Annotated in this window: 8 protein-coding genes and 1 pseudogene; all 9 read right to left on the bottom strand. The window is 69.4% G+C overall.

Translation table 11 applies throughout. The features are described from left to right. Positions 1–85: 85 nt before the first annotated feature. The 9 genes and pseudogenes from ACTIF2_RS12565 to ACTIF2_RS12525 all read right to left on the bottom strand — a co-directional run bounded on the left by ACTIF2_RS12565 (position 86) and on the right by ACTIF2_RS12525 (position 12,172). A complete protein-coding gene (locus tag ACTIF2_RS12565) occupies positions 86–3,037 on the bottom strand; it encodes a bifunctional [glutamine synthetase] adenylyltransferase/[glutamine synthetase]-adenylyl-L-tyrosine phosphorylase (protein ID WP_439497409.1) in 2,952 nt (983 codons plus the stop codon). A gap of 16 nt (positions 3,038–3,053) precedes the next feature. After that, positions 3,054–4,580, bottom strand: coding sequence for a HAMP domain-containing sensor histidine kinase (locus ACTIF2_RS12560; protein ID WP_439497408.1), 1,527 nt, complete (start codon positions 4,578–4,580; stop codon positions 3,054–3,056). Next, positions 4,567–5,250, bottom strand: coding sequence for a winged helix-turn-helix domain-containing protein (locus tag ACTIF2_RS12555; protein ID WP_439497407.1), 684 nt, complete (start codon positions 5,248–5,250; stop codon positions 4,567–4,569). The genes ACTIF2_RS12560 and ACTIF2_RS12555 overlap by 14 nt, the downstream gene beginning before the upstream one ends. Positions 5,251–5,382: 132 nt before the next feature. Beyond that, positions 5,383–6,543, bottom strand: a pseudogene (locus ACTIF2_RS12550) (trypsin-like peptidase domain-containing protein); the annotation flags it as partial. Positions 6,544–6,663: 120 nt separating this feature from the next. Further along, positions 6,664–7,131, bottom strand: a complete 468-nt coding sequence (locus ACTIF2_RS12545; protein WP_439497406.1) for a cytochrome c-type biogenesis protein — start codon at positions 7,129–7,131, stop codon at positions 6,664–6,666. A gap of 5 nt (positions 7,132–7,136) precedes the next feature. Next, complete coding sequence (locus ACTIF2_RS12540; protein ID WP_439497405.1) at positions 7,137–9,113, bottom strand: heme lyase CcmF/NrfE family subunit; 1,977 nt, start codon at positions 9,111–9,113, stop codon at positions 7,137–7,139. 7 nt (positions 9,114–9,120) lie between these two features. Further along, positions 9,121–9,594: a cytochrome c maturation protein CcmE gene (gene ccmE / locus ACTIF2_RS12535; RefSeq protein ID WP_439497599.1), complete on the bottom strand. Its 474-nt coding sequence runs from the start codon at positions 9,592–9,594 to the stop codon at positions 9,121–9,123. Between the two features lie 29 nt (positions 9,595–9,623). After that, on the bottom strand, positions 9,624–10,727 hold the full coding sequence (gene ccmI, locus ACTIF2_RS12530) for a c-type cytochrome biogenesis protein CcmI (protein WP_439497404.1): 1,104 nt from the start codon (positions 10,725–10,727) through the stop codon (positions 9,624–9,626). Positions 10,728–10,801: 74 nt separating this feature from the next. Then, positions 10,802–12,172 carry a sensor histidine kinase gene (locus ACTIF2_RS12525; protein ID WP_439497403.1) on the bottom strand — a complete coding sequence of 457 codons (1,371 nt, stop codon included), beginning with the start codon at positions 12,170–12,172 and terminating at the stop codon, positions 10,802–10,804. Between the last annotated feature and the right edge of the window lie 7 nt (positions 12,173–12,179).

Raw genomic sequence — 12,179 nt, 5'->3', positions numbered from 1 at the left:
GGCTTGACCCGAGCATCTCGTAAACGAGAGCCTGTTCCTGACAGAGATTCTCGGGTCTGCGCTTCGCTCCGCCCGAGAATGACGTTCAGTGCCTTGCCGCGCCGAGCACACGCTTGAAGATCGCCCGCACCGCCGAGCGGGTCTCGTCCAGCTCCGCCCGCAGGACCTTGGCGTCCGGCCGGCCGACCGCGGTCGCGATCCGCCTCAGCACGCGCTCCGGCACCGCCTTGGGATCGAAGGCCTCCTCGACCGTGAAGCGCTGCCAGAGCTGGACATCGCCGATCAGGCGCTGCGCATCGATCAGGACCGAGGCGTCGGCCGCCGCAAGCAGGCCCGCATCGCGCGCCGCAGCGAAGACGGCCGCGGTCTCGCGAACGATCAGGCCGGCATGCTCGTGGGCATGGGCGAGGATCAGGAACTGGGCGAGGAAATCGAGGTCGGTCAATCCGCCGGCGGCGAGCTTGAGATCCCAGGGATCGCTCTCGCCTTTCTCCTTGGCGATCAGGGCGCGCATGTCGGCGACGGCCGCCGCCACCTTCGCCGGATCGCGCTTGCGACCGAGGATCGCGGCGATGGCTGCCTCGGTGCGTTCCGCGAGCGCGGCGTCGCCGGTGATCGCGCGGGCGCGGGTCAGCGCCATTTCCTCCCAGATCTCGGCCTCGCCGGCGTGATAGGCCTCGAAGCCGGCGAACTGGGTCGCGGCCGGGCTCTTGTTGCCGGAAGGCCGCAGCCGCATGTCGACCTGGTAGAGCGTGCCGCGCCGGGTCGGCACGGTCAGCGCCGCGACGAGGCGCTGGGTGAACCGGATATGCCAGGTGACCGGGTCGAGCGCCTTGCGGCCGTTGCTCGCCTCGGCATCCTCCGGCCGGTCGTAGAGCAGGATCAGGTCGAGATCGGAGGACGGCGTCAGCTCGCCCGCGCCGAGGCGGCCGAGGCCGAGCACGACCATGTCGGCGCCCTCGATCAAGCCATGGTCCGCGACGAAGGCCGCCTTCGTATCCTCGAAGGCGACGCGAAGGCAGGCATCCGCCACGGCGCAATAGGCCTGCCCGGCCTGCTGGGCCGGGTACACCCCCGAGAGCAGCCTGGCACCGACGAGGAAATTCTCCTGCCGCGCCGCGTCGCGCAGCCGGTCGAGGCCATCCTCGACGCTGGGCGGCGGCGTGCCGACCGCGTTGCGGATGCGCTGCGCGACCAGTTCCGCGTCGAGCGCCGATGAGGTGAAAGCCGGGTCGATGACGCCATCGAGGACATGGGGGTGAAGCGCGGCGACCTTGGCGAGGCGCGGCGCGCTACCGAGGATCTCGGCGAAGATCGTCAGCAGCGACCCATGCGAGCGCAGCAGGGTCAGGAGCTCGACGGCGGCGGGCATCCGCACGAAGGCATTGTCGAGATGGGCGAGCGCACCGCCGGGATCGGCGGTGCGGCCGAGCGCCACCAGCAATGCCGGCGTCAGCTCGGTCAGGACCTCGCGGGCGCGCGCGCTGGTGACGGCGGCCCGGCGGCCGAAATGCCAGCCGCGCACGGTCTCAGCCGCGGCTTTCGGATCGCGGAAGCCGAGCTTGGCGAGGGTCTGGAGCGTGTCGGGGTCGAGCTCGGTGCCGGTGAAGCTCAAGGTGCCGGCTTCGCTGGCGAGGCTCGGCCCCTCCTCGAAGAGCAGTGCGTAATGGCCCTCGACGCGCCTGGCATGGGCGGTCAACGCCTTGCCGAAGGCGGCCGTCGAAGGGTAGCCGCAGAAGCGGGCGAAGGCCTCGAGATCGGCCTTCTGCGTCGGCAGCGTCTGCGTCTGCTCGTCATTGCGCATCTGCAGCCGGTGCTCGATCGTGCGCAGGAAGCGATAGGACTCAGCCAGCTCGTCGCGCGCCTTGGGGGTGATCCAGCCCTCATTGGTGAGCTCGGCCAGCATGTCGAGCGTGCGAGGGCCGCGCAGGGCCGGCCGCCTGCCGCCGAAGACGAGTTGCTGCGTCTGCACGAAGAACTCGATCTCGCGGATGCCGCCGCGCCCGAGCTTGACGTTGTGGCCGGCGACCGCGACCGTCTCATGCCCCTTCACGGTCTGGATCTGGCGCTTCATCGCGTGGATGTCGGCGATCGCGGCGAAGTCGAAATATTTGCGCCAGATGAAGGGGGCGAGATCGGCGATGAAGCGGCGCCCGAGATCGAGATCGCCGGCGACGGGGCGCGCCTTGATCATGGCGGCGCGTTCCCAGTTCTGGCCGACCGTCTCGTAGTAGGAATAGGCGGTGGGCAGCGCGACCGCGACATGGGTCGAGCCGGGGTCCGGCCTCAAGCGGAGGTCGACGCGGAAGACGTAACCGTCCGGCGTGCGCTCCTGGATGATCCGGGCGACCTGCTGCGTCAGCTTGACGAAGAAGCTCGACGGCTCGGCGACGCCGGCGGCCTCAGCCGCTTCCGGGTCGAAGAAGACGACGATGTCGATATCGGAGGAATAGTTCAGCTCGCCGGCGCCGTGCTTGCCGAGCGCGAGCACGACGAGGCCGGAGCCCGGCCCGGGATCGTCTGCGTCGGCGAGCCTGATGCGGCCGAGATCGGCTGCCTGGCGCAGCGCATGCGCCGTCGCCAGGCGCACGGCGGTGTCGGCCGTCGCGGTCAGGGCCGCCGTCACAGTCTCGACATCCCAGACGCCGCCGATATCGGCGAGCGCGACGAGCAGGGCCATCGCCTGCCGGAAGCGCCGCAGCACCCGCATCAGCTCGGCGGTCTCGCAGCCGGCGCCGCCCTGGGCCGCGACATCGGCGAGCAATGCGTCGCGGCGCGCGCCAGGCTCCGATGTCAGCGAGGCGAGCAGGCCGTCTGGATCGAAACGCATGATCTGGGCGAGGAAGGGCGAATGCGCCAGGAGGCCGGCGACGAGTTCGGCCGAGCGGGGATGGGCAGCGAAATGGGCCGAGAGCGCTTCGGCCGCCGCCTCGTCCCGCAGCCGCTCGATCAGCTCGCGCGTGACGAGTGCATCGGCCTTGGCGCGCGCCGGCAGGACCGGCGCCGCCGAGAGCCGTTCGCAGAGCTGCGCAGCCATTCCAAATCCTCACCCCTCACGCCGACAGGAGGCCAGCAGGCTTCACCGGCGCTGTCGAGGCAGGAAGCGGATTTTCTTCGACCATGTCCACAGGCTTGGGCGGCGCCTTCGGCAGGAGCATCACGACGCGCAGGCCCGGCGCGTTGTCCTCGAGCCGGAGCTGGCCGCCATGCAGGCGGACGACGCCGGCGGCAAGGGACAATCCGAGGCCGAAGCCGGGCTTGCTGCGGCTCTGGTCGAGCCTGACGAAGCGCTCCAGCACCCTGCCGCGATCGGCTTCGGGAATGCCCGGCCCGTGATCGGAGACAGACAGCTCGATCTGCGAATCGGCCGGCCCTGCCGCCACTCGCACGACCGGCGCGGCCTCGCCCACCGGCTGGCCGTATTTCAACGCATTGTCGATGAGGTTCGCCAGCGCCTGGCCGATCAGCTCGCGATTGCCCGAGACCTGCAGGTCAGGCGCGACCTCGGCGACGATCGAGAGCCCGGCCTCCTCGGCGAGCGGCTCGTAGAGCTCCGCCAGGCCGGAGACGATCTCGGACAGGTCGAGCTCGGCCATGCTGTCGTTGATCCGGCCGGTCTCGAGCCGGGCGATCATCAGCAGCGCATTGAAGACGCGGATCAGGTTGTCGGCCTCGTCGATGGACGCGTCCAGCGCCGCGCGGAGCTCGTCCGGCGTCCTGGCCGAGCGCAGGGCCTCCTCGGCCCGGTTGCGCAGGCGGGTGAGCGGCGTCTTGAGGTCATGGGCGATATTGTCCGAGACCTCCTGCATGCCGGTCATCAATTCGCCGATCCGGTCCAGCATCGCGTTGAGGTTGAGCGCCAGCCGGTCGAGCTCGTCGCCGGTTCCCGAGATCGCGAGCCGCCCCTTGAGATCGCCCGCCATGATCGACTGCGCCGTCTCGGTCATGTCGTCGACGCGCTTGAGCACGCGACGCGCCACGAACCAGCTCGCGAAGCAACCGAGCACGAAGACGAGCAGCAGCGACCAGCCGGCGGCCCGCCGGATCACCACGCCGAGCCGCTCGCGCTCCTCGAGGTCACGGCCGACCAGCAGCCTGAAACCGGCCGGAAGCATGAAGACCCGGACGAGCGCGCGGCTCGGCGTATCCACCGCATCGCTGCTGCGGGCGTATTCGATCTCGTTCTCGCCCGGCTGGTCGAGGGCGCCGGGCTGCAGGGCCTCGACATTGCCGGCGAGCCGTTCGCCGACCGGCGTCGTCACGAGATAGAGCGAGGCGCCGGGCCCCCGCGAGCGCCGCTCGATGATGTTGACGAGCCGCCTGATGCCGCCGAGGCGCTGCTGCTCGGCCAGTCCGCGGATCTCGGCATCGATCGTCGATCGGATCTGGTCGTCGAGCAGGCGCTTGGCGTTCCAGGCGACATAGCCGAGCACGAACCCGGCGAAGAGCGCGAAGATGACGAGGTAGATCGCCGTCAGCTTGAAGGCGGTGGTGCGGAACAGGTTCGGCAGGAAGCGCTGCTTCCTGGGCTGCGGCGCAGCCGTGCCGGAGCCGGTGACGCCGGTTTCAACGGGCCGCATCGCGAACCATATATCCAGCGCCGCGGATGGTGTGGATCATCGGATGCTCGAAGCCCTTGTCGACTTTCGAGCGCAGCCGCGAGACATGCACGTCGATGACATTGGTCTGCGGGTCGAAATGGTAGTCCCAGACATTCTCGAGGAGCATGGTCCGCGTCACGACCTGGCCGGCATGCTTCATCAGGTATTCGAGCAGGCGGAACTCCCGCGGCTGGAGCAGGATCTCGCCCTCGCCGCGTGTGACCCGGTGGGCCAGCCGGTCGAGCACGAGATCGCCGACGCGATAGGTCGTCGGCTCCGAGGCCGGCGCGGCGCGCCGGCGCGCCAGCACCTCGACGCGGGCGAGCAGCTCGGAGAAGGCATAGGGCTTGGGCAGGTAATCGTCGCCGCCGGCGCGCAGCCCCTTGACGCGATCATCGACCTGGCCGAGCGCGGACAGGATCAGCGCCGGCGTCACGTCGTTCTGCTCCCTGAGCGAGCGGATCAAAGACAGACCATCGAGCCGGGGCAGCATGCGGTCGACGACCAGCACGTCATAGCCGCCGCCTTCGGCCATCGCATAGCCCTGCAGGCCGTCCGCGGCATGGTCGGCGACATGGCCGACCTCGCGAAAGGCCTTGACCAGATAGGCAGCCGCCTCGGCATCGTCTTCGACAATCAGGAGTCGCATGGTCCGACGTTACCTCACGAAACGCAAAAACGGCAGACCGGATGAAGACATCCGGCCTGCCGCGGTGAAGGCTGGTTTCCCTGGCGGGGGCGACAGGATACCGGGAAACCCGCCTCCCTTCCGTCAGGCCGCCGGCTGGCGGCCGACCTCGAAGCTGATCTCGCGCTGCTTGCCGTCGCGCCAGACGGTCAGGCTGGTCTTGGTGCCGGGCGCGAACTTGGCGATCTTGAGGGACAGATCACGGGCGTCCTTCACCTGCTCGCCATTGACGGCGACGATGGTGTCGCCACGCCGGACGCCGGCCTTGGCGGCGGGGCCGTTCGCTTCGGCAGCGGCGACGAGCGCACCATGAGCGTCCTTGAGGCCGATCGCGTCGGCGACCTCGCCGGTCACGGGCTGGATCTGGACGCCGATGAAGCCGCGGGCGACAGAGCCGTCCTTCTTGAGCGCGTCGACCACGGTCTGGACGGTCGAGGCCGGGATGGCGAAGGCGATGCCGACATTGCCGCCGGACGGCGAGAAGATCGCGGTGTTGACGCCGACGACCTCGCCCTTCTGGTTGAAGGTCGGCCCGCCCGAATTGCCGCGGTTCACCGCCGCGTCGATCTGGATGAAGTCGTCATAGGGGCCCGAGCCGATATCGCGGCCCTGGGCCGAAACGATGCCGGCGGTCACGGTGCCGCCAAGGCCGAACGGATTGCCGACCGCGAGCACCCAGTCGCCGATGCGCGGCTTGCCCGGGGCGAGCTGCACGAAGGGATAGCTGCCGCTGTCATTGACCTTGAGCAGGGCGAGATCGGTGCGCGGGTCCGTGCCGATCACCTTGGCCGACAGCGTCTTGCCGTCGTCGGTGACGAGCTGGACCTCGACGGCATTCTGCACGACGTGGTTGTTGGTGACGACATAGCCGTCCTGGCTGATGAAGAAGCCGGAGCCCTGCGCCTGCTGGATATGAGGCTGCGGCCGGGCCTGGCCCCTGCCGGGCTCGCCGAAGAAGCGCCGGAGGTTCGGAGGCAGGTCGTCGAGGTTGCCCTGGTCGCCATCCTCGGCGGAGGCGACCTGCGCCTTGACCCGGACGGAGACGACAGCCGGCTTCACCTTCTCGACCATGTCGGCGAAGGAAGGCAGCTGCGTCTGGACACCGGAAAGCTGGATCGGCTGCGCGAAGGCGTTGTGGTCGAGCCGCAGCGCGCCATCGGCGATGCCGGCCACGAGGCCGATGCCGAGGGTAGCGGCGCCGGCGATCATGACGCCGCGCTTCAGAATGGATTTGGACGTGTTCTGGTTGGTCATTGTCACTAACCTTTGCAGCGGAGCGCAGGGCCTTCCCTGCTTCCTGCCAGCGACCATGACGGCCTGCGCCTTACCTCGCTTTGGCGCGCAGATGACGTTTTCGTAAGGTTGGGCGGCGCCTCAGTCGCGCTGATCGCGCAGCAAGTGCTCGATGCGCTCGCGTTCGTCGGCGGAAAGCGGCTCGGCATTGGCGACCGGGGCCGCCATCTGCCGGCTCCGCCGTCCGAGATAGGCCAGGCCGAACATGAGGATGAGGAATGGCGCGGCCCACAGGGCCAGGGTGCGAAGGTTGAAGGGCGGACGCAGCAGGACGAAATCGCCGTAGCGCGCCACGACGAAATCCGTCACCGCCTGATCGCTGTCTCCCGCCGTCAGGCGTTCGCGCACCAGCACCCGCAGGTCACGAGCGAGCGGCGCGTCGGAATCGTCGATCGACTGGTTCTGGCAGACCAGGCAGCGCAAGCCGCCGGAAATCTGGCGCGCGCGCTGTTCGAGCGCCGGGTTCTGCAGGATCTCGTCCGGCTGCACGGCACCGACCGGGCCGGCAAGAAGGATGCCGAGCAGCAGCAGGACGGAGACGCGCCGCATCCGGCTCACTCCGCCGGCTGGACGCTGGCGCGCGTCAGCGCCGGCCGCGGCGCGGCGAGACGGAAGCGCCGGTCGGTCAGCGACAGCGCGCCGCCGAACGCCATCACGATGGCGCCGATCCAGATCAGCAGGATCAGCGGCTTGTCGTAGAGCCTGACCGCGATGCCGCCATCCTGTGGCTCGCCGAGGCTGACATAGGCTTGGCTCAGGCCGTCACTGCGGATTCCGGCCTCGGTCGTCGGCATGGCGCGGGCGGTATAGACCCGTTTCATCGCCTCGACCGGCTTGAGCTGCCGGTCGCCGGCGAAGAGCTGGAAGCGCACCGCGTCCTCGTGGAAATTGGGTCCGTCGCGCGGCGTGATCGACTCGAGCACCACCGTGTAGCGGCCGCTGGTCAGGCGCTCGCCCGGCTTCAGCACGCCGATCGCCTCCGTGCTCCAGGCCGCGGCGGCGATGCCGATCACGCTGAGGCCGACGCCGGCATGGGCGAAGGCCGTGCCCCAGGCCGAGCGCGGCAGGCCGCGCGCCCGCGACAGCATGGCGGAGACGCCGCTCGCCCGCTTCACCACGCGCTCGCCGACATCCCAGGCCGCGCCGGCGACCAGGAAGACGCCGAGCCCGATGCCGAGCGGAGCGAGCACCGGCCCACCACGCACCAGCGCCACGACCGCCAGGCCGGCAAGAACGGCAAGCGCCAGCGCGACCGACATGCGCTGCGCGGCGCCAAGAAGATCGCCGCGCTTCCAGGCCAGCGTCTGGCCGATCGGCAGGAGCAGCAATAGCGGGACGAGCACGGGGACGAAGGTCGCGTTGAAGAAGGGCGGGCCGACGGAGATCTTGTCGCCGGTCAGCATCTCGAGCACGAGCGGATAGAGCGTGCCGATGAAGACGGTGGCGCAGGCCGTCGCAATGAAGAGGTTGTTGACGACGAGCGCGCCTTCCCGCGAGATCGGCGCGAAGAGGCCGCCCTGCCTGAGCAGCGGCGCGCGCCAGGCGAAGAGCGCCAGCGAGCCGCCGACGAAGAAGATCAGGATGGCGAGGATGAAGAGGCCGCGCTGCGGATCAGTGGCGAAGGAATGGACCGAGGTCAGCACGCCCGAGCGCACGATGAAGGTGCCGAGCAGCGAGAGCGAGAAGGTCAGGATCGCGAGCAGGATCGTCCAGACCTTGAGCGCGTCGCGCTTCTCCATCACCACGGTCGAGTGGATCAGCGCGGTGCCGGCGAGCCAGGGCATCAGCGAGGCGTTTTCGACCGGATCCCAGAACCACCAGCCACCCCAGCCGAGCTCGTAATAGGCCCAGTAGGAGCCCATCGCGATGCCGAGCGTGAGGAAGACCCAGGCGAGCAGGGTCCAGGGCCGGACGGCGCGGGCCCAGACCGCGTCGATGCGCCCGTCGATCAGGGCGGCGACCGCGAAGGCATAGGTGATCGAGAAGCCGACATAGCCGACATAGAGCAGCGGCGGGTGGATCGCGAGGCCGAGATCCTGGAGGATCGGGTTGAGATCCTGGCCCTCGGCCGGAACCGGGACCAGGCGCCGGAACGGGTTCGAGGTCAGCAGCGTGAAGGCGAGGAATGCGACCGTGACCACGCCCTGCGTCGCCAATGTGCCGGCCCGCAGCCGCGCCGGCAGTGAACGCCGCGAAAAGGCCACCAGCGCGCCAAACAGCGTCAGGATCAGGACCCAGAGCAGCATCGACCCTTCATGATTCCCCCAGGTCGAGGTCAGCTTGTAGATGAGCGGCTGCGCCGAATGCGAATTCGAGGCGACATTCTCGACCGAGAAGTCGGAGCGCACATAGGAGGTGACGAGCGCCGCGAAGGACAGGGCGACGAGCAGGAAGCAGGTGACGGCAGCCGCCGGCCCGACGGAGGCCAGGGCCGGGTCCCGGCGCGAGACGCCCCAGAGCGGCACGAGCGCCTGCACCACGGCGACACCCAGCGCAAGCGCGAGCGCGAAATGTCCGATCTCGACGATCATTCCACCCTCATCGCTGCGGCTTCTGCGTGCCGCTATCGCCGGGCTGCCAATGGCCCTGCTTCTTCAGCGCATCCGCGACTTCGCGCGGCATATAGGTCTCGTCATGCTTGGCCAGGACGGAATCGGCCTTGAACCGGCCCGTCCCCTCGAAGACGCCCTCGGTGACGACGCCCTGCCCTTCGCGAAAAAGGTCCGGCAGCAGCCCGTCATAGCTCACCGTCATGGTGGTCTTGCTGTCGGTGACCGCGAAAGTCACGCGCTGGCCGGGGCCGCGCGTGACCGACCCGGTCTCGACGAGGCCGCCGAGCCGCATCCGCGTTCCAGGTTGAAGGCCCTTCTCGACGATCTCCGTCGGTCCGTAGAAAAAGACGATGGTGTCGCGCATGGCGAACAGGACGAGGCCCGCGGCAAGGCAGAGCACCGCGCCGGCGGCCGCGATCAAGGCGAGGCGGCGCTGCTTGCGGCTCCACTTTCGACGCAGCGGGAGGGCGCGGGCGTGCTGGGCAGCGGTCACGGCGCCGTCTCCCGCAACCCGAGTTCGCCGGCGAGGCTGTCGATCTGGGCCATAGCCGTGGCGTCCTGGGCCAGCCGCTGGCGCGCGGTGGCGACCGCGCTCAGGGCGGCAGGTCTGTCGCCCAGAACCATCTGGGAGCGGATCAGCCGCGACCATTCGGGCACCGTTCCGCCACCTTGCTTCAGGCGCTCGGCCAGCCCGGCGACCATGCCCCTGATGGCCTCCTGCTGGTCGGCCGGCGGCAGCGCCGCGATCGAACCGGCCATGGTTGGCGGCGCCTCGAGCCCAGCGAGCCTCTGGCGCACCATCTCGGTCCAGGTGGCATCCGCCGGCGCATCGGCCAGCAAGGCGCGCAGCGCATCGGCCGCGCCGCGGCTGTCCCCATCCTGCTCCTTGGCGATGGCGAGGAAGAAGCGGGCGCGGGCATTGCCCGGTTCGCGCTTGACCGCTTCGGTCAGGGGCTGGCGCGCACTGGCCGTCACCACGCCTCCGGCCGCGAGCGCACGCGCTTCGCCGAGGCCCGCCAGGCGCTCGGCATCGGCGCCGCCATGCTCGATCGCCGCCGTGAAGGCGCGCACGGCATCGTCATAGCGCCCCTGCCGCAGATAGACCGGGGCAACCACAGCCCAGCCACGCCCGTCGCTCGGATTGGCCGCAAGATGAGCCTCGATACGGGTGAGCGCCAGGTCGAAATCCTGAGCCGGGTCAGCCTTCAGCCGCGCCGACAAGGGGCGGTCCGGCTGCATCGGCGAGCCCTGCGCTCCGTAGAGCAGCAGCGCCAGGAGCGGCACGCAGGACAGAGCCAGCGCCGAAGCGGCGCGGCGACGGCGCAAGGCCGGCTCGCTTTCCCCGACGGGGTCCGGATGACGATCGGCCGCCCGCAGGAGGCGGCGTGCCGCCTCGGCGCGCGCCGCCTCGGCTTCCGGCGCGCCGATCAGCTCGCGGCCAAGGTCACGCTCGATCTCTCCGAGCTGGGCCCGATAGAGGCTCCTGGCATCGGCGGTCTCGGCAAAGGCGTTCGGATCCCCGCGCCCGAGCGGCCAGAGCAGAGCGAAAACCGCTGCCCCCGTCATGGCTGCGAAGATGATCCAGATCAGCATGTCGCGTTAATAGCCAATCACAGCTTCCGCATCATGTCCGACGATGGCGACAAAGGGTCACGTCGGCAACCACGTCACAAGGAGGGAAGCAGCAGGCGGGCGCGCAGGCCGCCCAGCGGCGCGCGCTCCAGGCTCAGATTGCCGCCATAGAGCTTGGCGAGGTCGACCACGATGGAGAGCCCGAGCCCCGAACCCGGCGTGGTCTCGTCGAGCCGGCGCCCGCGCTTCAGCACGTCGACGAGGGCGTCGGGCGGCAATCCCGGGCCGTCGTCATCGATCAGCAGGGCTATACGCCCGTCCTCGACGCCAGAGGCCAGGCTGACCTCGACGCGCGACTGCGCCCATTTGAAGGCGTTGTCGAGCAGATTGCCCAGCATCTCCTCGAGATCCTGCTTTTCGCCGCGGAACCGGACATGGGCGGGAATACTGTGGCTCCCGGTTATGTCGCGCCCCTGGGAGATCTTGGCGAAGGTCCGGATCAGCGCGTCGAGCGAGGGGGCGACCTCGGTGACGCTGCCGAGCGCGCCCGAGAGAGCCGCCGCCCGGGCCCGGTCGAGATAGTACTGGACCTGATCGCGCATGACGGCCGTCTGGGCACGGACCGTCTGGGGCAATTGCGGATCGCCGGCTTCCGCCTCGTTGATCATCACGCTGAGCGGGGTCTTGAGCGCATGGGCAAGGTTGCCGACCTGGGTCCGGGCACGCTCCAGGATCTCGCGATTGGCATCGATCAGCTGATTGAGCTCGCCTGCGAGCGGCGCCAGGTCGGGGGGATATTTCCCGGCGATGCGGGCCGCCTCGCCCGTCCGCACCGTACCCACCGCGGTGCTCAATCTCACCAGGGGCCGCAGGCCGAAACGCACCTGAATGAGAGTGGAGGCCACCAGCGCGAGCCCGAGCAGCAGGAAGGTCAGCGTCAGCGTCAGGCGGAAATCGCGAATGTCGCCATCGATCTCGTCGGCCGGGGCCGCGACGCCCACGGTGAAGCGTCCGTCCTCGCCGACATCGATCTCGCGCTCGATGATGCGCAGGGAGCGTTCGTCCGGGCCGGAGACATAGCTCTCGCGCAGGCCGCGCGGGTTCGGAACCAGTTGCTGATCCAGCAGCTTCGGCAGTTGCCCGCCGACGAGAGAACGCGAGGTGCGCACCACCGGCCGCTCGCCATCGAGCCTGACGATCTGCCAGTACCAGCCCGAGAGCGGCAGATCGAAGCGCGGTTCGCCGAGGTCGCCGATGGCCTGGCGTTCGGTTTCAGGCGGCGCGGCGAGGTCGGCGACCAGCTCCTTGATATAGACGCTGAGCCGCTCATCGAAGCCGCGCTCGGCCGAGCGCCGATAGAAGGTGGTGAGGCCGAAGCCGGCAAGCACCAGCACCAGCGCGCAGCAGACCGCGGCCGAGAGGAACAGCCGCGCTCCGAGCGAATAGCGGTGCGGCGTAACGATCATGGTCCGC

It is taken from the genome of Allobosea sp. (assembly GCF_051860145.1).
Classification (GTDB): domain Bacteria; phylum Pseudomonadota; class Alphaproteobacteria; order Rhizobiales; family Beijerinckiaceae; genus Allobosea.
Note: the sequence above shows the minus strand (reverse complement) of the source record. Positions and strands in the feature narration are given on the sequence as shown.